Origin of the sequence: Rhizobium sp. WW_1, assembly GCF_003610155.1 — a bacterium.
Classification (GTDB): Bacteria; Pseudomonadota; Alphaproteobacteria; order Rhizobiales; family Rhizobiaceae; genus Rhizobium; species Rhizobium tropici_A.
This window is the reverse complement of record NZ_RAIN01000001.1, coordinates 166,624-188,542: the sequence shown is the minus strand read 5'-3', so window position 1 is coordinate 188,542 and position 21,919 is coordinate 166,624. Positions and strand designations below refer to the sequence as shown.

Sequence of the window (21,919 nt, the reverse complement as noted above, 5' to 3'; positions counted from 1 at the left end):
TCTAAGGTTTGATGAAATACAAAACCCGGCGACCGAAAGCGCCGGGTTTTTTGCTTGCCTGCTTGTGTCAGTTAGAGCGCCGCGTAGACCGCCTTGGCGAGATCCGTCGTGAATTGCCCCCACATGCCCTCCAGCGCCGTATTGGTCAGGGCAACCACCGTCAGGCCCTTTTCGGCGTCGACGAACCAGCTGTGACCGTAGACGCCGCCCCATTTGATCGTGCCCGCCGAGAAGGGGACCTGCGCCTCCACGGGATCGGTGATGACGGACCAGCCATAGCCGAAACCGACGCCGGCTTGCAGCGCCTGCATATGGCCGCCTGCCTGATCGGCCATCATCGTCTTCACAGTATCGGCCGACAGCAGCGGCGTGCCGCCTTTGCGGATGGTGTCGAGAATGGTCAGAATGTCGCTTGCCGTCCCGGCCATGCCCGCGCCGCCGGAGTGATAGGAGGCGAGATCGAATATCCTGCCGGGCGCAAAGCGGATCACACCGTCGAGTATCGGAACAAGCGTGCCGTCTTCCATTCGTTGCGGCTCGGGATCGCCATTCACATAATTGGCGGCGAGGCGGCTTCGATCCCGGACCGAGAATGCCGTATCCGAAAGGCCGAGCGGCTTCATGACGAGTTCTGCTACGGCATCGCCGAGAGCGCCGCCGGTTTCCTTTTCGATGATGCCGCCGATCACGTCCATCGCCAGGGAATACCGCCAGTTTTCGCCGGGTGCAAAGAGAAGCGGCGCGCTGGCGAGGCGCTGGAGGTTATCAGTGACCGAGCGACCGGGCGTGTCGAGACCGTCGGAGACGCCGGCGCGGTGATAGGGGCCGTCCTGCTCTTCCGCGAAAGTGTAGCCAAGCCCGGAGGTGTGCGTAAGGAGATGCCGGATGAGAATTGTGGCTTCGCCGCCATCCGGCAATCGCGGCCGGAAATCCGGCAGCCATTTGGTGATGGGATCGTCAAGGCCGATACGGCCCTGTTCGACAAGCCGCATAGCGGTAATCGTGGCGATCGGCTTGGTGATCGAGGCGAGGCGGAAGATGGCATCTTCACGCATCGCAACGCCATTCTCCCGATCCGCCAGACCTGCGGCGCGGTTGTAGACCAGCTCTCCGTCTCGAGCGATCAAAACGACGGTTCCGACCAGCCTCTTGTCAACGAGGGCGGAATTGATGGCGGCATCGACGCCTTCAGCAAGGCTGCCGTCGCCGGAACGAGCGGAATTTTCCAGGGGAAGACTCATGGGGCAAAACCTTCTATAATCACAATGACCATTCCTGAATAACGCAGATCGGGAAATAATTCTAGAGTGACCATTGTGAAAAATAAGGAAGAGATGGAAAATTCTTCGCCGCGCAAGCGTGGGCGCCCGCCGGCCTTCGATCGCGAGACTGTTCTTGCATCGGCGCGCGACACCTTCTGGAAACATGGCTATGACGGTTCCTCCATCGCCGATCTGACGGCCGCGATGGGCATCACGCCGCAAAGTCTCTATGCCGCCTTTGGCTCGAAAGCGGAGCTGTATCGCGAGACGCTCGAGCAATATCGGCGCATGCCGCGGCCCGAACCCGGCAATCCCTTTCAGGACAGCCTGGATACGGTGACGGCCTTCGAGCGCTTTCTGATGAATTCCGCCAAGATCTTTACGGCGCCGGAGCATCCGAAAGGCTGCATGATATCGACCGCGGTGCTGAATTGCGCCGAGGAGAACGAGCCGATCGCCCATCACGTGGCATCCATGCGTCTGCAGACGCTGGATATCTTCGTCAAACGGATCGAAAGGGGCATTAGCGAAGGAGACATGCGGCCGGATACTGACGCCCGCTCCCTTGCCCGTTTTCTGGGCGCCATCGTGCAGGGCATGTCCGTTCAGGCGCGCGACGGCGCGACCACGGAAGAATTGCTGAGCCTGCTGGCTCATGCGCTGAGCGAGCTCAGGATGCATCAGCAGCGATAGAAAACCTGCGCTGCGGACAAAGAAAAACCCGGCGACCGAGATCGCCGGGTTTCGAGATGGTTCGATGAACGTAGATTAATTGTTCGAGGACACCGTCAGGCCGATGACCTGCGGGATCGTCTGCGGTGCGCCCATGGCCGCACCGATGATCATCGGCACCGGCACCGGCTTGCCCGGAGCGGCCGTCACCGTCAGGTTCTTCGGATTGTCGAGATAGGAATTGACGGCAGCCGATACGGCGTTTTGCAGGTCCGGAACGTTGAGCTGCGCCATCATGATCGGCGTCATTGCCTTCAGCGTGTCGGCGAGCTGCTTGCCGGTAACGCCCTGCTGCTTGCCGGCGAAATCGAGCGCGCGAGCCGTGATGGACGCATCGTCGAAGCGGATCTGGGCGCTATTGAAGGTCAGCTGCTGCAGCAGGCCGAGCATGGCAAGGCCGGCGGACTGCTGTGCTTCCTGCTGGTTCGGATTGGAGCGAACCGTCTTCAGCGCTTCCTGCATCGACTTCGCGAAGGCAGGCGTGTAGCCGGAAATGCTGAAGGCCAGGTTCAGCTTGCCGATATCCTTGAAATCGAAGGAATATTCGCTGATGTTGATCGTGCCGGGAGCGATCTCCCAGCTGCCCTTCATGGAGACAGTGCCATAGAGCTGCTGCAGCTTGAGCGCTTCGATTGCGTCCTTGGTCTTCTGGTCGTCGACCTTGCTGAGATCGGCCTTGATGCCGTTGATCTTGGCGTCGAAGTCGAGGCCGGACTTGTCGTCGCGCTTGTTCATGGTAGCGTCGGCGCCTTCGATGGAGAACACTTCGGTGTCATCCTTCGTAACGGATACCGCGCCAGCATGAGCGCTCTTGTAATAGAGCAGGGAGCTGAGGTCGCCCTTGGTCGTGTCCGCCGGGATTTCGACGCCGTTCAGCTTCAGGTCGGTGGCGGAAACGGAAGCGCCATCCTTGCTGAAGTCGACATCGGCGAAATCGATCTCTTCGATCGTGTAGCCGCCGTTGTTTTCTTCGACGCCGTCCAGGGTGATGTCGCCGAGCGGAATGCTGTCGTCCATGCCGGGGGCCTTGAAGGTTGCGCCCTTCAGCGTCACCGTGCTGTCGTCGACATCAATGCTCGTTGCGGCGATCGAACCGCCCTGCTGGCCGTAGACGTCGTTGATCTTTTTCAGTAGATCATTGCCGTCAAGCGCGAAGGCCGAGCTGGCGAAAGACAGGATTGCGGCGCTGCAAAGCATCATCCGCGTGGTCCGATAGAAAGTCATAATGGCGTTTCCTCGTTGGGCCGGTGATATTGGCGGGGGTGTACCGATTGAGCGTGTACTGCGCTGACTTATATTGATCTTTCTTGAAAAATCCAATGAGAATGAGAATTGAAAGCAGGTGCAGCAAAAATGCACCGGTCGCCCTCTCGTAAGGCGCCTGAAATGCCTTCATCCACAGGTGCTTTCGGCCGATTTCTTGCCGGGAATCGCCATCTCCGATAGTCAAGGGCCATGGGAAAAAATCTGACACCGCCGCCCAGTGACGGCGACGACAACATCGTTCCGGTCGATCTGAAGGCCGCGCTCGAAGAGCGCTACCTGGCCTATGCCTTGTCGACGATCACGCAGCGCGCGCTTCCCGACGTTCGCGACGGGTTGAAGCCGGTGCATCGACGCATCGTCTATGCGATGAGCGAGATGGGGCTGCGCCCGAACGCCGCCTTCCGCAAATGCGCCAAGATCGTCGGCGAAGTGATGGGTAACTATCACCCGCATGGCGACCAGTCGATCTATGATGCGCTGGCGCGCCTCGCGCAGGATTTCTCGCAGCGCTACACGCTGGTCAACGGGCAGGGCAACTTCGGCAATATCGATGGCGATAGCCCAGCCGCGATGCGTTACACCGAATCCAAGATGACGGCGGTTTCCGAACTGCTGCTCGAAGGTATCGATCAGGACGCGGTGGACTTTCGCGACACCTACGACGAGTCGAACTCCGAGCCGATCGTTCTGCCCGGCGCCTTTCCGAATCTGCTTGCCAACGGTTCCTCCGGTATCGCCGTCGGTATGGCGACGTCAATCCCGCCGCACAATGCCCACGAGCTTTGCGATGCGGCTCTGCATCTGATCAAGGATCGCGATGCGACCGTCGAGAAGCTGGTGGAACTTTACATTCCCGGTCCGGATTTCCCGACCGGTGGCATTATCATCGATGATCGCCAGAGCATCATCGAAAGCTACAAGACCGGTCGCGGCGGTTTCCGTGTTCGCTCCAAGTGGGAAATCGAGGATCTCGGCCGCGGCGGCTATCAGATCGTCGTCACGGAAATTCCGTTCCAGGTGCAGAAGTCCCGGCTGATCGAGAAGATCGCCGAACTCCTGATCGCCCGCAAACTGCCTTTGCTCGAAGACATCCGCGATGAATCCGCCGAGGATATCCGCGTCGTCCTCGTGCCGAAGAGCCGTACGGTCGACGCCACCATCCTGATGGAATCGATGTTCAAGCTGACGGAGCTGGAAAGCCGCTTCCCGCTCAACATGAACGTCCTGTCCATGGGCCGCATCCCGAAGGTCATGGCGCTGAACGAGGTGCTGAAGGAGTGGCTGGACCATCGCCGCGAGGTGCTGTTGCGCCGCTCGCGCTTCCGTCTGGCGGCGATCGAAAAGCGGCTCGAAATCCTCGGCGGTTTGCTGGTTGCCTATCTGAACATCGATGAGGTCATCGCCATCATCCGCGAGGAAGATGAGCCGAAGCCCGTCATGATGGAGCGGTTCGGCCTTACCGACAATCAGGTCGAGGCGATCCTCAACATGCGGCTGCGCTCCTTGCGCAAGCTGGAAGAATTCGAAATCCGCAAGGAATTCGACGGCCTGACCAAGGAGAAGGCCGATATCGAGGCTCTCCTCGCTTCGGACGAAAAGCAATGGCAGACGGTTTCCTGGGAAATCGGCGAGGTGAAGAAGAAATTCGCCAAGGCGACTGAAATCGGCCGCCGCCGCACGCAGTTTGCCGAAGCGCCCGAAGCCGACGATGCAGCCATCCAGCAGGCGATGATCGAGAAGGAGCCGATCACGGTAGTCGTCTCGGAAAAGGGCTGGATTCGCGCTCTCAAGGGCCATATTTCCGATACGTCGTCGCTGACCTTCAAGGAAGGCGATGGCCTCAAGGTTGCCTTCCCAGCGCAGACGACGGACAAGATCCTGATCATCACCACGGGCGGCAAGGCCTATACACTCGGCGGCGACAAGCTGCCCGGCGGCCGCGGTCATGGCGAGCCGCTGCGCATCATGATCGATATGGAAAACGATCAGGACGTGCTGACCGCTTTCGTCCACGATCCCCAGCGCAAGCAGATGATCGCGTCGACGGCCGGCAACGGCTTCATCGTTGCGGAAGCGGAACTGGTCGCCAATACCCGCAAGGGCAAGCAGATCATGAACGTCTCCTATCCCGACGAGACCAAGCTTCTGGTTCCGGTTTCGGGCGATCACGTCGCCGTGGTCGGCGAGAACCGCAAGATGGTGATCTTCCCGCTTGAGCAGGTGCCAGAAATGTCGCGCGGCAAGGGCGTGCGCCTGCAGAAATACAAGGATGGCGGCATTTCCGACATCCGCTGCTTCGTGATGGCCGATGGCCTGACCTGGGAAGACAGCGCCGGCCGCACCTTCACCAAGACGAAGGACGAGCTGGCGGAATGGCTGGGCGACCGCGCCGGCGCCGGCCGCGCCGTGCCGAAGGGCTTCCCCAGAAGCGGCAGGTTTTCTGGGTAAGCAGTCCGGCTAAGTCCAGGCAATCGACCCGCTGGGTCGATTGCCGCGACGAATGCTCTGAGCCTTGGCGAAGGGGAGGGTGGTGCGTCATTTCGACGAGCCTGAGCCGTGCCGAGGGCCGGTCGTCGTGGCAGAGGTTCAATCGGTGAAGGGAACGCAGACGTCGCGCAGGAAGCGTGTCGCTCCCTTTTTGTCGATTTCTCCTGCGGCCACGGCTACGACGAAACTGTAAAGATTGGCGTCCGTCGTTTGAATGCGGTAGCCATTGTCCATAAGAAAGACTGCGGTCGCCACGATGGCGATGCGTTTGTTGCCATCTATGAAGGCATGATTTTTCGCCAGCCCGAATAGATAGGCCGCTGCCAGTTCGATGATATCATCGCTGCCATATTCGGCTTTATTAATGGGGCCTGCCAAGGCGAATTCAAGAGAACCCTCATCTCGCAGACCACGGGAGCCGCCGAATCTTTTGATCTGTATCTTGTGCAATTGCTCGATGAGCCGCTTGGTCAGAAAGATCCTCGGCATTATTCAGCCAGCTTCTTGAGCGCCACTTTGTATTGATCCATGAAGCGCTGCGCGTGCTCCATCTGGCGGGCAAAATCCGCGTCGGTCGGCTGCATCAGCAATCCGCCGTCTTTCAAGCTGAGTTCCAACATATCGCCAGCGCCAAGCCCCAGCTGATCGAGAACTTCCTTCGGAATAATCACGCCTTCGGAATTGCCGATCTTGCGGATGGTGACGTTCATCTCGTGGCTCCAATGTAATAACCTTGTTATAACATTGGGCAGGCATTACTTGCAATGTGCAAGGTCCTGCGTCGCCAGCGCCGCTCTTGCCTTCACCCGCGCCTGCCAGAGCGAGTGCGCGGCCAGCGCGAGGATCAGGATCGCGCCGCCGGCGAGTGTCATGTTGGTCGGCGCCTCGGCGAAGATCAGCCAAACCCAGATCGGCGCCAGGATCGTTTCCAGAAGATAGAACATCGCCACTTCCGGCGCCGAGAGAAAGCGTGTGCCTGTTGCAAGGCACCAGAAGGAAAGCGGCATCAGCACGCCGCCGTCGAGGAGTATCCAGCCGGGATTATCGATGGAAAAGCCCGACGGAGCGACATGATAGAGGCCCACGGCGGCCGGAAGGATGGCCGCCAGCAGCGAGGCGAAACCCATGTCCCGCCGGGAGGCGCGGCTGATGGTGATGGCGCAGGCGATGGAAAAGGATGCGAGCACGGAAAGCGCATCACCAAGCAGGTGGCCGCCTTCCATGCCGTCTCCAACGATCAGGCCGACCCCCAGGATCATGACCGCCATGGTGACGAATGTCGAAAGAGCGGGACGTTCCTTGAGGAAAATCCAGGAAAGCAGCGCCGTGAACATCGGGTTCAAAGCGATGATGAACACCACATTCGCCGCGGTGGTGTAATAAACGGCGAGAATAAAGCTGATCGTCGTCAGCCCGTAGAAGAAGCCGACCAGAATTCCGAGCCAGCCCGGCAGCACGCCTCGCACCGAACCGGTGACGCGGCGAATGAGGAAGAGGGCGGCAAGCGCCACGACGACGGTCGCGAGACTGCGCGCCGACAGCACCGACCAGACTTCGCCGCTGGAAAGCCTTATCAGCGGTATGTCCATCGACAGAACCAGGCCGCCGAACGTGGTCAGCAGCAGGCCCTTTCTATGGTCGGAGAGATTGGCGAACATTCAGCGCGAGCTGTCTTTGTCGTTGTTCGCAGCAGGGTCGAACCGTTCCCAGCCGCGCGGGGTCAGATGTTCCTGTGGCTGGAAACGGGTCTTGTAGTCCATCTTGCGCGAGCCTCTGACCCAATAGCCGAGATAGACATGCGGCAGCCCAAGCGCCTTCGTCCGCTTGATATGGTCGAGGATCATGAAGGTGCCGAGCGATCGCTCGTCGAGATCGGGGTTGAAATAGGAATAGACCATCGACAGCCCGTCGCTCATGACGTCGGTCAATGCGGCCGCCAGGAGCTCGCCCTTCGGACGTTGCTCCAGTCCGGAGCCTTCCTCGCGGCGGCGATACTCGATGATGCGCGTATTCACATGCGTATCCTCGACCATGATCGCATAGTCGAGCACGGTCATGTCGGACATGCCTCCGTGCTGGTGGCGATAGTCGAGATAACGACGGAACAGGGAATATTGCTCGCTGGACGGCTGCGCCGGAAATTCGGTGGCGATGATGTCGCTATTGGCGGCTAGCACGCGCTTCATCGAGCGGCTGGGCTCGAATTCCTGAGCCAGAATGCGGACCGATATGCAGGCCCTGCACGATTCGCAGGCAGGCCGATAGGCGATGTTCTGCGAGCGGCGGAAGCCGCCTTGAGTGAGGATATCGTTCATCTCGGCAGCGCGCGGACCGACAAGGTGCGTGAAGACCTTGCGCTCCATCTCGTGCGGCAAGTACGGGCAGGAAGCCGGTGCCGTCAGATAAAACTGCGGGGATGGCGTCGACTGCGTGTTCATCTGCCGTTGATTGACCTTTCTTTCGGCACCTGTTTTCTACAAGCATGGCTCAAGTTTAGAAAACGTCAACTACGTCCTTTGCTAAAGATCGAAGTTTCCTAATTGATCATGCACATAAATCTCTCCCACGCGCCAAAAGGCTCCGCGGTAGATCATGTGGTGTCCGATGATTATGCGTCGTTTTAAGCCGTTCGGGCGATGACCGTGCCTAGCAGCAGGTCGTGCACCAACCGGCTGCGGTCAGTGAACAGACCCACCAGCAGGATGAGCGGCGTCAGGACGGAGTTCAAAATCCAGAAGAGCGCCAGATGGACGATCGCCGTCAGGAAATCCATCCGCCGGCCGTCGACGCGGACCATGGTGAGGCCCATGGCGCGCATGCCGAGCGAGGCCTGATAGGGTCCGCCGAGCGTCCAGCCGAAATAGAGGCCGGCGACAAGGATGAAGAGCACGGGATAGAGGACGAAACCGAGCCCCAACGTCAGGATCGAAACGAAAAACAGAAGCACGGCTGCGGGAATGCAGAGCAGCGCGACGATGATGTAATCGACGATGAACGCGAAGATACGCCGGCTCAGCACGCCGCTATAGGCGCGCCAGTCTTCCGGTGCTGCATAGAGCGGGCTGGGGTTCAGGCTCATTGCTTTTCTCCTTTGCGCATGCCCCTTCCGTCGTTCTGATCGGTAGAGGGCATGGGCGGATTGAAGATCCCGCCGCATCGCGCTCCAGCGTGAAGGCGCGCTGCGGCAGGGAAACATTTGCCGAACATATGGTATCGGAGGCGGCAAATACAATAAGCGGATGGCCTGAAGCTATTTCTTCGCCAGATGTCTTGCCACATCCATCGCGAAATAGGTGAGAATGCCGTCGCACCCGGCGCGCTTGAAGGCGAGCAGGGTTTCGAGCATCACCCGGTCGCCGTCGATCCAGCCGTTGGCGGCGGCGGCCTTGATCATCGCGTACTCGCCGGAGACCTGATAGGCGAAGGTCGGAAGGCCGAACGCTTCCTTCAGCCGCCAACAGATGTCGAGATAGGGCAGGCCCGGCTTGACCATCAGCATGTCGGCGCCTTCTTCGACGTCGAGCGTGGCGTCCCGCAGGGCTTCCGTGCCGTTGGCCGGATCGATGTAATAGGTCTTCTTGTCGCCCTTCAGCAGGCCGCCGGTCGAAATCGCCTCGCGATAGGGGCCGTAGAAGGCCGAGCTGAACTTCGTCGCATAGCTCATGATGCCGACATTCTGGTGCCCGGCGGCATCCAGCGCCTGGCGGATCGCGCCGATGCGTCCGTCCATCATTTCCGAAGGCGCGATGATATCGGCGCCGGCATCGGCCTGATAGATTGCCGCCTGCGCCACCTGCTCGACCGTCTCGTCGTTGACGATCTCGTTGCCGCGCAGGATTCCGTCATGGCCGTGGCTGGTGAAGGGATCGAGGGCGACGTCGGTGATGACGCCGATATTCGGAACGGCCTTCTTGATTGCGGCGCTGGCGAGATTAATGAGATTGTTCTTCTCGAGACTATTGGAGCCGGTCTCGTCGCGCAGCTCCATTTCGATGTTCGGGAATGTGGCGAGCGCGGGAATGCCGAGATCGGCTGCTTCCTTCGCCGCTTCCACGGCCTTGTCCACGGTCATGCGATTGACGCCGGGCATGGCGGGGATCGGCTCAAGGATGCCGGTGCCGGGAATGAGGAAGATCGGCCAGATCAGATCGTCGACCGTCAGCCTGTTTTCCTGCACGAGGCGGCGTGTCCAATCGGCCTTGCGGTTGCGGCGCATGCGCCGATGGCCGGTGATCTCGTCAACGAGATGCGTCTTGTTCTCCATGATGCCGCCATCCTTCTTCGTCTATCTAAGGCCCATTATATATGGAGAGCGTACCTATCACGCTGTCCCCAGGATTCAAAACCGGGCGAAAGGCCGCAGCCAAGATCTCGCTGGCGGGGCGGATGCCTCCTACGTATTGTTCGCGCATGGAATCTGATTCTTCGACCGTACCCAAGAATACGCTGACGGACATCCTGTTCGTGCTGTTCCTGCGGCTGATCGCGATCGCCTGCTTCTGGCTCGGCCTGCAATATTGGGCGATGTTGGTCGGCTATTCACTCGGAGGCCATGCACGCTTCGATCTGCTGGCTCTGCCCTGGAAGGTGGCGGGCGCGGGGCTTGCCGTCGTATTCCCGGTCGCGGCGCTCGGATTATGGCTCACCGTATCCTGGGGGCCGGTCATGTGGGTGCTGGCCGCAGGCGGCCAGGCATTGATGTATGGGGTATGGCCGGAGATATTCGGCTCCAATCCGCTGATCATGATTTTGCATGCCGGCGTGGCCGTGATCTATTGCCTTTTCCGGGTCCTGCTATGGCAGGAAAAGCGCCGTCGCCGTCAGCAGCAGGTAATGGTTGATTTACCCTGAGACAGCAACACTTCCTGGTAAGATGCTGTTAAGCCTGCAGTTTAAGTAGAATTTTATGTGTATTCGATAGGGTCTCACTCAAGGCGGGAAGAAAACGACACCGCCAAACAAAACAGAGTGAGGCCAAGTCATGATGAACACGAAAATCAAGCCGCAGGCAGTTGCGAACGCTCGGGACCAGCAGGTTGACGATATCCGGGCTCTCTACATGGAATCCCTCCATCTGGTCGAGCGTTTGCACCGCCGCCTGCTGGACGTCATCAAGGACGAGTTCGACCGTCAGGGTCGCGACGACGTCAACGCCGTCCAGGCACTTCTCCTTTTCAACATCGGCAATTCCGAGCTGACGGCCGGCGAACTGCGCTCGCGCGGTTTCTACCTCGGCTCCAACGTTTCCTACAACGTCAAGAAGCTGGTAGACCTCGGCTTCATCAACCACCAGCGCTCGCGCATCGACCGTCGCTCGGTCCGCATCAGCCTGACGGAAACCGGCCAGGACATCGCCGAAACCGTTGCCAAGCTCTATGACCGCCACATCGGCTCGATCGACAAGGTCGGCGGCATCGGCACCGACGAATTCACCCAGATGAACAAGCTCCTGCAGCGTCTGGACCGCTTCTGGAACGACAGCATCGCCTACCGTATGTAAGTTGCGGCGAGGAACCGATCATACGACCTTCCGGTACAAGCAAGCTGGACACGTTTCCCTGCGTGTCCGGCTTGAGCGTGTCTCCAGCACGGCCGTTGTGCGCTTTTTGCCACGTCGGCTCTTCACCTTCCGTCACATCCGCTGTGCAGAACCGCTAAGCCATTGACGTCATGTCAGGACACGCTATGAACCACGCGCAGTTGTGGTATTTTAGCAGATGCGACATGGCTTTTCTTCCGCGCTTGCATAGCAAGGCAAGTTTCATGCCGGGCGACACGAATTGGCCATATTGCTATGACAGCGGAAGTCGACTGCAAGCAACGTTCTCGAAATACGATCGTCCGACCTGAAGGTCTTGGCTTCGCGATATTGTGATAGTTCGTGGCCAAGTTTTTGGTGGTGCATTAAGGGAACGGATTGATACTGAGCGGCGTTATTTGGCGCAGGCTTGCGCTACTTACTGCTTCCTCTCTTGGCTGCGCATGATTGGATCGCAGCGTTGAACGGTTGGGATATGTCGAAGAAAAACGGAATTGAACCCTTTTCGCGCCGCTCTTTCCTGCGGTCGGCTGCAACTCTTGGCGCTGCCGTGCTGGCCGCTCCCGCGCTTGCGCAAAATGCGACGCCGCTTGAAGCGCTGATCAATGATCCCTCTCGCGGCAATTGGGACGATCAGTTCGACGCCAAGGCCGCAGCCCGCACCGCGGCCGCCGTCCAGTCGAACACGCCGATCCTCGGACCGGATTCCGTGCCGAACATTCAGCAGGCGATTGCCCAGTATCAGAGCATCGTTGCCAATGGCGGCTGGCCGCAGATCAATCCGACCAGCCAGCAGCCGCTGCAGATCGGCGTTACCGATCCCGCCGTACAGACGCTTCGCCAGCATCTGATGGTTTCGGGCGATCTGCCGCGCGAAGCGGGCATTTCCTCGTCTTTCGATTCCTACGTGGACGGCGCCGTCAAGCGTTTCCAGGCACGCCACGGTCTGCCGCCGGATGGCGTTATCGGCGATTTCACGTTGAAGGCGATGAACATTCCCGCCAATGTCCGCCTGCAGCAGCTGAACACCAATCTCGTTCGCCTGCAGACGTTCCCGTCCGATCTTGGCCGCCGTCACGTCATGGTCAACATCCCGGCGACCCGCGTCGAAGCCGTGCAGGATGGTCAGGTGGCGCTGCGCCACGAGGCGATCGTCGGCCGGGAGTCGCGCCCGACCCACATCATCAATTCAAAGATCTATGAGGTCATCCTCAACCCTTACTGGACAGCGCCGCGCTCGATCATCATCAAGGATATCATGCCGCTGATGCGCAAGGACCCGACCTATCTGGCGAGGAGCAACATCCGCCTTCTCGACGGCAAGGGCCAGGAAGTGGCACCAGAGACGATCGACTGGAATTCGGACAAGGCACCGGATCTGATGTTTCGACAGGACCCGGGCAAGACCAATGCCATGGCGTCCACGAAAATCAACTTCCATAACCCCAACAACGAATACATGCACGACACGCCGGAACAGGGCCTGTTCAACAAGCTGATGCGTTTCGACAGCTCCGGCTGCGTGCGCGTTCAGAACGTGCGCGACCTGGCGACCTGGCTTCTTTCGGAAACTCCGGGCTGGCCGCGTCAGCACATCGAGCAGGTCATCTCCACCCGCGTCAACACGCCGATTACTCTGGCGGCGGAAGTCCCGGTCTACTTCGTCTATATCTCCGCCTGGAGCGCCCGCGACGGTATCGTCCAGTTCCGCGATGACATCTACAATCTCGACGGCAATTCCCAGTTGGCGCTCGACACGACCCAGGGCATGGAGCAGCCGGTTCAATAATCGGCATCCCAAATTGCAATTCTTAGGGAAGCCGCATCTTCGGATGCGGCTTTTTCTTTAGCTGGCGGCGCTCTGCGTAGAATGCCCAGCAAATGTCGCTCGTCGTATTGCTCTCCGGCGACCCGGACGCTAATACCGTTTGCATTGCCGTTCCGGCCCGTTCAGGAGCTTTCACGATGACCAATGCGTCCACCGAACCCTTCTTCAATCGCTCGCTCGCCGATACCGATCCGGAAATCTTCGGCGCGATCGGCAAGGAACTCGGTCGCCAGCGGCACGAAATCGAACTGATCGCTTCGGAAAACATCGTCTCGCGCGCCGTGCTGGAAGCGCAGGGCTCGATCATGACCAACAAGTATGCCGAGGGATATCCGGGCAAGCGCTACTATGGCGGCTGCCAGTACGTCGATATCGCCGAAGAGCTCGCCATCGAGCGCGCCAAGAAGCTGTTTGGCGTCAACTTCGCCAACGTTCAGCCGAATTCCGGTTCGCAGATGAACCAGGCCGTCTTCCTGGCGCTCTTGCAGCCGGGCGACACCTTCATGGGCCTCGACCTGAACTCGGGTGGCCACCTGACGCACGGCTCGCCGGTCAACATGTCCGGCAAGTGGTTCAACGTCGTGTCCTACGGCGTGCGCGAGGGTGACAACCTGCTCGACATGGATGAAGTGCAGCGCAAGGCCGAGGAAACCAAGCCGAAGCTGATCATCGCCGGCGGTACCGCCTATTCCCGCATCTGGGACTGGAAGCGCTTCCGCGAGATCGCCGACAGCGTCGGCGCCTATCTGATGGTCGACATGGCGCACATTGCCGGTCTCGTTGCCGGTGGCCAGCATCCGTCGCCGTTCCCGCATTGCCATGTTGCCACCACGACCACGCACAAGTCGTTGCGCGGCCCGCGCGGCGGCATGATCCTGACCAATGACGAGGATCTGGCGAAGAAGTTCAATTCGGCTGTCTTCCCCGGCCTTCAGGGCGGCCCGCTGATGCACGTCATCGCCGCCAAGGCCGTTGCCCTCGGCGAAGCGCTGCAGCCCGATTTCAAGGATTACGCTGCCCAGATCGTCAAGAACGCCAAGGCTCTTGCCGAGACCTTGATTTCCGGCGGCGTCGACGTCGTCTCCGGCGGCACGGACAACCACCTGATGCTGGTCGACCTGCGTAAGAAGAACGCCACCGGCAAGCGCGCCGAGGCAGCACTCGGCCGCGCCTACGTCACCTGCAACAAGAACGGCATTCCGTTCGATCCTGAAAAGCCTTTCGTGACCTCCGGTGTCCGTCTCGGTACGCCGGCCGGCACGACGCGCGGCTTCAAGGAAGCCGAATTCCGTGAGATCGGCAACCTGATCATCGAGGTGCTCGATGGCCTGAAGGTCGCCAATTCCGACGAAGGCAATGCCGCCGTCGAAGCTGCCGTGCGCGAGAAAGTGGTCAAGCTCACCGACCGCTTCCCGATGTACGGCTATATGGGCTAAGGAGAGCGCATGCGCTGCCCTTACTGCGGTTCTGAAGATACCCAGGTCAAGGATTCTCGCCCGGCGGAGGACAATACGTCCATCCGCCGTCGGCGCATTTGTCCGGATTGCGGCGGCCGCTTCACGACATTCGAGCGTGTGCAGCTTCGCGAGCTGATGGTCATCAAGAAGACCGGCCGCAAGGTGCTGTTCGATCGCGACAAGCTGGTGCGCTCCTTCGAGATCGCATTGCGCAAGCGCCCGGTGGACCGCGACCGGATCGAGCGCGCCGTGTCCGGTATCGTTCGTCGCCTCGAAAGCTCCGGCGAGACTGAAATCAGCTCCGAGCAGATCGGTCTTCAGGTGTTGGAAGCGTTGAAGAGCCTCGATGATGTCGCCTTCGTGCGCTATGCCTCCGTCTACCGCGATTTTTCGCATGCGGAAGATTTCGAGCACGTGATCGACGAGATCAACGCCAAGATCGCCCGCGATCCGCTGGACCCTTGACCATGGTACTGCTGCCCGAGGACGAGCGTTTCATGGCTGCGGCCATCCGTCTGTCGCGCCAGCATCTGGGATTGACCTCCACCAATCCGTCCGTCGGCTGCCTGATTGTCAAGGACGGCGTCATTCTCGGCGGCGGCGTAACAGCGCTTGGCGGGCGTCCGCACGCCGAACCTCAAGCACTGGCCGCTGCGGGCGAGGGCGCGCGGGGTGCCACGGCTTATGTGACGCTCGAACCCTGCTCACATTACGGCAGGACTCCGCCCTGCGCGGAAGCATTGATCGCCTATGGCGTCGCTCGCGTCGTTATCAGCGTCACCGATCCCGACCAGCGCGTTTCTGGACGCGGTATCAACATGCTGCGCGAGGCCGGCATCGAGGTCGATACCGGCATCCTGGAAAGGGAGGGCAGGCGGTCTCTCGCCGGTTATCTCATGCGCCAGACGAGAAACCGGCCCTATGTGACTCTCAAGCTTGCCGTTTCCGCCGATGGCATGATCGGCAAGACGGGCGAGGGCCAGGTTCGCATCACCGGCGACATCGCACGGGCGCAGGTGCAAATGCTGCGCGCCGAAAGCGACGCCATTCTCGTCGGCATCGGCACGGCGATCGCGGACGATCCGGAATTGACCTGCCGGCTTCCCGGCCTAGAGGATCGCTCTCCCTTGCGCATCGTCATCGATGACGAGCTGCAGCTTCCCCTTGGCAGCAAGCTGGTCCGCACGGCCCGGCAATATCCGGTCATCGCGGTTGCCGGCCATCCGCCGTCCTTCGACGAGAATACAGATGCGGCTTTCCTCGGGCGCCGCGCGGTGCTCGATGCCGCCGGCGTCGAAGTGCTGCAGTCCAATTCCAGCGAACCGGGAGAGCTGCTGGAGGCGCTCGGTACGCGCGGCATCTCGTCTCTGCTGGTCGAAGGCGGTGCGAGGACCGCGCAGCGTTTCCTTGATGCCGGAATGGTCGACCGCATCCTGCTGTTTCAGGGGCCGGCTGATATCGGCGAGGGCGGTATTGAATCGCCGGTCCTCAAGTCCAATATCCCAGCTGATTTTATGCACGTCGGGGAGAGCCGCTTCGGCGACGATCTCTGCGACGAATACGAAAGAGGTTTTTGATGTTTACCGGAATTGTTACCGATGTCGGCACGGTCGAATCCATTTCCCCGATGCAAGAGGGTATCAAGCTGCGCGTTGCCACAAATTACGATCCGGCGACGATCGACATGGGCGCCTCGATTTCTCATGCCGGCGTCTGCCTGACGGTCACCGGTCTGCCGGAAGAGGGCAGCAACGGGCGCTGGTTCGAGGTCGAGGCCTGGGAAGAGGCGCTCCGCCTGACGACCATCGGCAGCTGGGAAGCGGGCGCCAGGATCAATCTCGAGCGTTCCCTGAAGATCGGCGACGAGCTTGGCGGTCATATCGTGTCCGGCCATATCGATGGCAAGGCGGAAATTCTGTCCGTGACATCAGAGGGCGAAGCCACGCGCTTCCGCCTGCGCGCGCCGGAGCATCTGGCAAGATTCGTGGCGCCGAAGGGTTCGGTCGCGCTCGACGGCACCTCGCTGACGGTCAATGCCGTTGAAGGCACGGAATTCGACGTGCTGCTGATCCGCCATTCCCTGGAGGTCACGACCTGGGGCGAGCGCAAGGCCGGCGATTTCGTCAATTTCGAAGTCGACACCATGGCGCGTTATGCCGCACGGCTGGCGGAATTCCCGGTCGTTCGCGAATCCTGAGTTCTATGGATAGGCTGCCGGAGAGGTGCCCGTGGGCGTCCCCGTACCCTATGCGAGCCTCTTTTCCATCAGAAAATTCGCCAGCGTCTGGCCGCGCTTTTGCACTTGCTGCGCGGCCAGGACGACAAAACCCTTGCGCTCGAAGAAGGGACGGGCAGTCAGGCTCGCCTCGGTGAAAATGCGCTGAAGTCCCTGTTCTCGGGCAGCTTTTTCGACAGTTGCGAGCAACAGGCTGGCGACGCCCTTTCCCTGATAATCCGGCGAAACGAACATCATGTCGAGGCAACCATCGGATTTCAGATCGGCAAAGCCGATGGGTTGGGAACCATCCATTGCAAGCCAGGTCGGCCGATTTGCCCGATACCGTGCCCAGACCTCGGCGTCTTCTACCTTTGCCCAGGCCGCGATCTGCTCCGGGTTGTAATCCCTGGACGCGATCTCGCGAATGGCCCTGAGAAAAATGTCGATCGTGGCCTGGGCATCATCCGGTTCGTAAGGTTTGATCGAAAACCTATCCCGCGGAACCGCCATGATATCCTCCCGGCGCTGTCTGGCGTTCGAATAGGGCGTTGTGCCTGTCCTTGATCGCGATTTCGCCGATACGGCGGAAGCCGATCTTCTTGGCAACCCGCAGCGACGGCTGGTTCTCCAGATCCACGATGCAAGTCATGCGTCGGCCTGCAAACTGCCTGTCCGCCCAGGCGATCGCCGCATTCATGGCTTCCGTTGCATAGCCCTTGCCCTGCATCGGCGGCGTAATGCCCCAGCCGGCTTCCAGCGTACCTTCCGTCATCGGCGTCATCTCGCGATGCAGATCGAGAAAGCCCACTTCGCCGATCAGCCGGCCGCTCTGGCGCTCCTCGACGGCGAAGAAGCCGAAGCCGAGATGATGCCACAGGCCGGCATAGCGCAGCAGGCGGGCCCAGACCTGCTCGCGCGTCGGCATTTCCCCGCCGATAAAACGGACCATTTTCTCGTGTTTCCAGAGAGCAAGGAATTCGTCGAACTCGTCGAGGCGATGTCCGCGCAGCAGCAGCCGGTCGGTTGTCAATGTCGGAATGAGGGTCATGGAGAATGGATCTTTGCTGAAAATATCTTTTGGTGATGGTCAGTCGCTCGAGGCGCCGGGTTCGCCGTCCCAGTAATCGAGGTTGGTGGTGGCAGCGCGGCCGATCGCTCGGAATGTCGCTTTGCCGTCGCTATTGGTCTTGGCCAGGAACTTGCCGGAATCGGGATATTCGACGATTTCGGTTCGAGCCTTGGTGGAAATGGCAAGATAGGTCAGCACGCCGGGGCCGATATTGATCAGCTGATGCGCGGTTTCCGGGCCGCCGGCCGGAGCCCCCAGCACATCGCCCTTGCTGACTGCGATACGCTGATCGCCGAAGCGATACTCGCCTTCGCCGTCGAGAATGACGAACATTTCCTCCTCGGCATGGTGATTGTGGAATGGACAGCCGGATTTGCCCGGGGGCACCTCGTTATAGCTGATACCGAGCTGCTTCAGCCCGAGTTTCGCCCCGAAGGAGGTGTCGCTGCCGGCAAAGAAACTGCCTTGCTGCCAATGTTCCAGTTCAAGCTCGCCGACATTGACGGCGGGTATCGATTTTTTGGTCATGAACCTCCCCCTCGCAGGCTGGGAATTATTATCGAAGCGGTTGCGCGCGCGGAAGCCACAATTTCCGCAGCGCGCCGATCATTTCCAAATAGGGTCGGAATCGGCGCGGGCCATTGAAAAACACTTGCCAAGCGAGGCCCGCCGTGGTTTGACCCGGCCTAACAAGGTGCCGCGCCCTCTCAAATCGCAGGTGATGTATGACCAGCTCTTCCAATGCTCATATCCTTATCGTCGAAGCCCGCTTCTATGACGATATGGCCGATGCCCTGCTCGACGGCGCCAAGACCGCACTCGACGAGGCCGGCGCGACCTATGATGTCGTCACCGTGCCCGGCGCGCTGGAAATCCCGGCCGCTATTGCCATGGCGCTCGATGGCGGCGACAATGGCAATGTGGTTTATGACGGCTACGTCGCTCTCGGCATGGTCATCCGCGGCGAGACCTATCATTTCGATATCGTCGCCAATGAATCCTCGCGGGCGCTGATGGATCTGGCCGTCAGTGAATCCCTCGCGATCGGCAACGGTATCCTCACTGTCGAGAACGACGAACAGGCTTGGGCTCGCGCCCGCCGTTCGGACAAGGACAAGGGCGGCTTTGCTGCCCGCGCGGCGCTGACCATGATCGCGCTGAAAGAAAAGTTGGGTGCATAATAGATGAGCAATCAGGATAACGAGCGACCGGCAAAGCCCGCCAATCAGCGGGGCGCAGCGCGTCTTGCGGCGGTTCAGGCGCTCTATCAGATGGATATCGGCGGAACCGGCGTTCTGGAGGTGGTGGCTGAATACGAAGCCCATCGTCTCGGCCAGGAGCTGGATGGCGAAACCTATCTGAAGGCCGACGCATCCTGGTTTCGTTCCATCGTTTCCGGCGTCGTGCGCGAGCAGACCCGTCTCGACCCGCTGATCGGCTCCGCCCTTCAGGACGACTGGGCGCTGTCGCGTCTCGACAGCACCGTGCGCGCCATCCTGCGTGCCGGCACCTTCGAGCTTATCGACCGCAAGGACGTACCGGTTCCGGTCATCGTCACCGAATATGTCGAGATCGCGCACGCCTTCTTCGAAGAAGACGAGCCGAAGCTCGTGAATGCCGTGCTCGACCGAATCGCCAAGCAGGTTCGCGGCGAAGCGAAGAAATAAGCCTCGTCGGACGCTCGGATCGTGGCGCGACGCATTTTCGTTTCCTTCGTTCGCGCCTGATTCCATCTTCGAATATTCTTTTGAACCTCCTGCGGGTGTTTTACCCGCGGGCGGTCTTGACGCGACGTTTTCCCAACAGCAATCTCGCAACTGCACAGCGGCCGATCCCCTGGAGGAGGGGGCCGACCGTTGTCGCAGGCGGCCGGGGGATGGAGTGAACCGCCGGCTTTTTTGGAGGGAAAAAGCGAAATGTCGATTCTTTTAGGAGTGATCGCATGCGGACTGCTCTCGGTCATCTACGCCGTATGGGCAACCCGGTCGGTGCTCGCTGCCGATCAGGGCAATGCCCGCATGCAGGAGATTGCCGGGTATATTCGTGAAGGAGCGCAAGCCTATCTGGCGCGCCAATATAGAACCATCGCCATCGTCGGGGTCATCGTTTTCATCGCGGCCTGGCTCCTCTTGTCGGCCGAAGCCGCTTTCGGCTTCCTGATCGGCGCAATCCTCTCAGGCGCCGCAGGTTTCATCGGCATGCATGTCTCCGTGCGCGCCAACGTCCGCACCGCACAGGCTTCGTCGCAGAGCCTGTCTGCGGGCCTCGATATCGCCTTCAAGTCGGGCGCCATCACCGGTATGCTGGTTGCAGGCCTCGCCCTGCTCGGCGTCTCCATCTATTTCTATGTGCTGACCGGCATTCTCGGTCATGAAGCAGGCTCGCGCGATGTTATCGACGCGCTGGTCGCGCTCGGCTTCGGCGCATCGCTGATCTCGATCTTCGCCCGCCTCGGCGGCGGCATCTTCACCAAGGGCGCCGACGTCGGCGGCGACCTTGTCGGCAAGGTGGAAGCCGGTATTCCGGAAGACGATCCGCGCAACCCCGCCACCATCGCCGATAACGTCGGTGACAATGTCGGCGATTGCGCCGGCATGGCGGCTGATCTGTTCGAAACCTATGCGGTGTCCGTCGTCGCGACCATGGTGCTTGCCGCGATCTTCTTTGCCGGATCTCCGCTGCTTGGCTCCGCCATGATCTATCCGCTGGCGATCTGCGGCACCTGCATCATCACCTCGATCATCGGCACCTTCTTCGTGAAGCTCGGTGTCAATGGTTCGATCATGGGGGCTCTCTACAAGGGCCTGATCGCGACCGGCGTGCTGTCGATCGTCGGTCTTGCCGTAGCCACGTCGCTGACCATCGGCTGGGGTTCGATCGGCACCGTCGCCGGCTTCGAGATTACCGGTACGAAACTCTTCAGCTGCGGCATTGTCGGCCTGATCGTCACGGCGCTGATCGTCGTCATCACCGAATACTATACCGGCACGAACAAGCGGCCGGTGAACTCCATCGCGCAGGCGTCGGTCACCGGTCACGGCACCAACGTCATTCAGGGTCTCGCCGTCTCGCTCGAATCGACGGCGCTGCCTGCAATCGTCATCGTCGGTGGCATCATCGCCACCTATCAGCTCGGCGGCCTGTTCGGTACCGGCATTGCAGTGACGGCCATGCTCGGCCTTGCCGGCATGATCGTCGCTCTCGACGCCTTCGGTCCCGTCACGGACAACGCCGGCGGCATCGCGGAAATGTCGCACCTTCCGCCGGAAGTGCGCAAATCCACCGACGCGCTCGATGCGGTCGGCAACACCACCAAGGCCGTCACCAAGGGTTACGCCATTGGTTCGGCCGGCCTCGGCGCTCTGGTCTTGTTTGCGGCCTATGCAAACGACCTGCAGTATTTTGCCGCTCACGGCGACAAATACCCGTATTTCGCCAATGTCGGTACGATCTCGTTCGAGCTTTCGAACCCTTACGTCGTCGCGGGTCTGCTGTTCGGCGGCCTCATCCCCTATCTCTTCGGCGGTATCGCCATGACGGCCGTCGGCCGTGCCGCCGGGGCGATCGTGGAGGAGGTTCGTCGGCAGTTTCGCGAAAAGCCCGGCATTATGCAGGGCACGGAGCGTCCTGATTACGGCCGCGCCGTCGACCTTTTGACCAAGGCGGCCATTCGCGAAATGATCGTCCCGTCGCTCTTGCCAGTCCTGGCGCCGGTCGTCGTCTATTTCGGCGTCCTGCTGCTGTCCGGTTCCAAGGCCTCGGCCTTCGCCGCTCTCGGCGCTTCGCTGCTTGGTGTCATCATCAACGGCCTCTTCGTCGCCATCTCGATGACGTCTGGTGGCGGTGCATGGGACAACGCCAAGAAGAGCTTCGAAGACGGTTTCGTCGACAAGGACGGCACACGTCACATGAAGGGGTCGGAGGCTCACAAGGCCTCGGTGACGGGCGATACCGTCGGCGATCCCTACAAGGATACGGCAGGCCCGGCCGTCAACCCGGCGATCAAGATCACCAATATCGTCGCCCTGCTACTGTTGGCCATTCTGGCCGGATAAGGGAAC

The 21,919-nt window shown here is 60.4% G+C and carries 23 protein-coding genes; 12 read left to right on the top strand and 11 right to left on the bottom strand.

Features of this window, described 5'->3' with window-relative positions; translation table 11 throughout:
• Nucleotides 1-71: 71 nt before the first annotated feature.
• A complete protein-coding gene (locus tag BJ928_RS00900) occupies nt 72-1,241 on the bottom strand; it encodes a serine hydrolase domain-containing protein (RefSeq protein WP_047627138.1) in 1,170 nt (389 codons plus the stop codon).
• A 66-nt stretch (nt 1,242-1,307) separates the two neighbouring features.
• Here BJ928_RS00900 and BJ928_RS00895 point away from each other — a divergent pair, with 66 nt between their 5' ends.
• Nucleotides 1,308-1,955: a TetR/AcrR family transcriptional regulator gene (locus BJ928_RS00895; RefSeq protein ID WP_183079346.1), complete on the top strand. Its 648-nt coding sequence runs from the start codon at nt 1,308-1,310 to the stop codon at nt 1,953-1,955.
• 75 nt (nt 1,956-2,030) lie between these two features.
• On the opposite strand, the gene BJ928_RS00890 is transcribed toward BJ928_RS00895, so the two are convergent.
• Entirely contained in the window at nt 2,031-3,218 is a 1,188-nt protein-coding gene (locus tag BJ928_RS00890) for a hypothetical protein (protein WP_047627137.1), read from the bottom strand.
• 231 nt (nt 3,219-3,449) lie between these two features.
• Here BJ928_RS00890 and parC point away from each other — a divergent pair, with 231 nt between their 5' ends.
• Nucleotides 3,450-5,708 carry a DNA topoisomerase IV subunit A gene (parC, locus tag BJ928_RS00885; RefSeq protein ID WP_047627136.1) on the top strand — a complete coding sequence of 753 codons (2,259 nt, stop codon included), beginning with the start codon at nt 3,450-3,452 and terminating at the stop codon, nt 5,706-5,708.
• A 138-nt stretch (nt 5,709-5,846) separates the two neighbouring features.
• On the opposite strand, the gene BJ928_RS00880 is transcribed toward parC, so the two are convergent.
• The 6 genes from BJ928_RS00880 to hemB all read right to left on the bottom strand — a co-directional run bounded on the left by BJ928_RS00880 (nt 5,847) and on the right by hemB (nt 10,011).
• A complete protein-coding gene (locus BJ928_RS00880; RefSeq protein WP_047627135.1) occupies nt 5,847-6,236 on the bottom strand; it encodes a type II toxin-antitoxin system death-on-curing family toxin in 390 nt (129 codons plus the stop codon).
• Nucleotides 6,236-6,457, bottom strand: coding sequence for an AbrB/MazE/SpoVT family DNA-binding domain-containing protein (locus BJ928_RS00875; RefSeq protein WP_047627134.1), 222 nt, complete (start codon nt 6,455-6,457; stop codon nt 6,236-6,238). The genes BJ928_RS00880 and BJ928_RS00875 overlap by 1 nt, the downstream gene beginning before the upstream one ends.
• Nucleotides 6,458-6,502: 45 nt before the next feature.
• Complete coding sequence (locus tag BJ928_RS00870; RefSeq protein ID WP_047627133.1) at nt 6,503-7,405, bottom strand: DMT family transporter; 903 nt, start codon at nt 7,403-7,405, stop codon at nt 6,503-6,505.
• Nucleotides 7,406-8,185 (bottom strand): arginyltransferase, encoded by a 780-nt coding sequence (locus BJ928_RS00865; RefSeq protein WP_047627132.1) that lies wholly within the window; start codon nt 8,183-8,185, stop codon nt 7,406-7,408. It abuts the gene before it with no gap.
• A gap of 182 nt (nt 8,186-8,367) precedes the next feature.
• Complete coding sequence (locus BJ928_RS00860; RefSeq protein ID WP_047627131.1) at nt 8,368-8,826, bottom strand: RDD family protein; 459 nt, start codon at nt 8,824-8,826, stop codon at nt 8,368-8,370.
• A gap of 171 nt (nt 8,827-8,997) precedes the next feature.
• The gene (hemB, locus tag BJ928_RS00855; RefSeq protein WP_047627130.1) at nt 8,998-10,011 is read right to left on the bottom strand and encodes a porphobilinogen synthase; all 1,014 of its coding nucleotides are present in this window, start codon (nt 10,009-10,011) and stop codon (nt 8,998-9,000) included.
• Nucleotides 10,012-10,157: 146 nt separating this feature from the next.
• Here hemB and BJ928_RS00850 point away from each other — a divergent pair, with 146 nt between their 5' ends.
• The 7 genes from BJ928_RS00850 to BJ928_RS00820 all read left to right on the top strand — a co-directional run bounded on the left by BJ928_RS00850 (nt 10,158) and on the right by BJ928_RS00820 (nt 16,768).
• Nucleotides 10,158-10,598, top strand: a complete 441-nt coding sequence (locus BJ928_RS00850) for a DUF6163 family protein (protein ID WP_047627129.1) — start codon at nt 10,158-10,160, stop codon at nt 10,596-10,598.
• Between the two features lie 133 nt (nt 10,599-10,731).
• Entirely contained in the window at nt 10,732-11,247 is a 516-nt protein-coding gene (locus BJ928_RS00845; RefSeq protein WP_034489624.1) for a MarR family winged helix-turn-helix transcriptional regulator, read from the top strand.
• Between the two features lie 514 nt (nt 11,248-11,761).
• Complete coding sequence (locus tag BJ928_RS00840; protein ID WP_047627128.1) at nt 11,762-13,075, top strand: L,D-transpeptidase family protein; 1,314 nt, start codon at nt 11,762-11,764, stop codon at nt 13,073-13,075.
• A 176-nt stretch (nt 13,076-13,251) separates the two neighbouring features.
• On the top strand, nt 13,252-14,550 hold the full coding sequence (gene glyA, locus BJ928_RS00835) for a serine hydroxymethyltransferase (RefSeq protein WP_047627127.1): 1,299 nt from the start codon (nt 13,252-13,254) through the stop codon (nt 14,548-14,550).
• Between the two features lie 9 nt (nt 14,551-14,559).
• Nucleotides 14,560-15,036, top strand: coding sequence for a transcriptional regulator NrdR (gene nrdR, locus BJ928_RS00830; RefSeq protein WP_047627126.1), 477 nt, complete (start codon nt 14,560-14,562; stop codon nt 15,034-15,036).
• A 2-nt stretch (nt 15,037-15,038) separates the two neighbouring features.
• Nucleotides 15,039-16,148 (top strand): bifunctional diaminohydroxyphosphoribosylaminopyrimidine deaminase/5-amino-6-(5-phosphoribosylamino)uracil reductase RibD, encoded by a 1,110-nt coding sequence (gene ribD, locus BJ928_RS00825; RefSeq protein WP_047627125.1) that lies wholly within the window; start codon nt 15,039-15,041, stop codon nt 16,146-16,148.
• Nucleotides 16,148-16,768 carry a riboflavin synthase gene (locus BJ928_RS00820; RefSeq protein ID WP_047627124.1) on the top strand — a complete coding sequence of 207 codons (621 nt, stop codon included), beginning with the start codon at nt 16,148-16,150 and terminating at the stop codon, nt 16,766-16,768. Before ribD ends, BJ928_RS00820 begins: the two co-directional genes overlap by 1 nt.
• Nucleotides 16,769-16,816: 48 nt before the next feature.
• Here BJ928_RS00820 and BJ928_RS00815 read toward each other — a convergent pair whose 3' ends face one another.
• The 3 genes from BJ928_RS00815 to BJ928_RS00805 are packed head-to-tail and all read right to left on the bottom strand — an operon-like array spanning nt 16,817 to nt 18,386.
• A complete protein-coding gene (locus tag BJ928_RS00815) occupies nt 16,817-17,299 on the bottom strand; it encodes a GNAT family N-acetyltransferase (protein WP_047627123.1) in 483 nt (160 codons plus the stop codon).
• Nucleotides 17,280-17,837 (bottom strand): GNAT family N-acetyltransferase, encoded by a 558-nt coding sequence (locus BJ928_RS00810; protein WP_052227446.1) that lies wholly within the window; start codon nt 17,835-17,837, stop codon nt 17,280-17,282. The genes BJ928_RS00815 and BJ928_RS00810 overlap by 20 nt, the downstream gene beginning before the upstream one ends.
• A gap of 39 nt (nt 17,838-17,876) precedes the next feature.
• Nucleotides 17,877-18,386, bottom strand: a complete 510-nt coding sequence (locus BJ928_RS00805) for a cupin domain-containing protein (protein WP_047627122.1) — start codon at nt 18,384-18,386, stop codon at nt 17,877-17,879.
• A 197-nt stretch (nt 18,387-18,583) separates the two neighbouring features.
• Between BJ928_RS00805 and ribH the strand changes: the two genes are divergently transcribed.
• From ribH to BJ928_RS00790, 3 genes are all read left to right on the top strand, one after another.
• Nucleotides 18,584-19,039, top strand: coding sequence for a 6,7-dimethyl-8-ribityllumazine synthase (ribH, locus tag BJ928_RS00800; RefSeq protein ID WP_047627121.1), 456 nt, complete (start codon nt 18,584-18,586; stop codon nt 19,037-19,039).
• A gap of 3 nt (nt 19,040-19,042) precedes the next feature.
• Entirely contained in the window at nt 19,043-19,525 is a 483-nt protein-coding gene (gene nusB, locus BJ928_RS00795) for a transcription antitermination factor NusB (protein ID WP_047627120.1), read from the top strand.
• Between the two features lie 249 nt (nt 19,526-19,774).
• On the top strand, nt 19,775-21,913 hold the full coding sequence (locus BJ928_RS00790; RefSeq protein ID WP_047627119.1) for a sodium-translocating pyrophosphatase: 2,139 nt from the start codon (nt 19,775-19,777) through the stop codon (nt 21,911-21,913).
• Nucleotides 21,914-21,919: the final 6 nt, after the last annotated feature.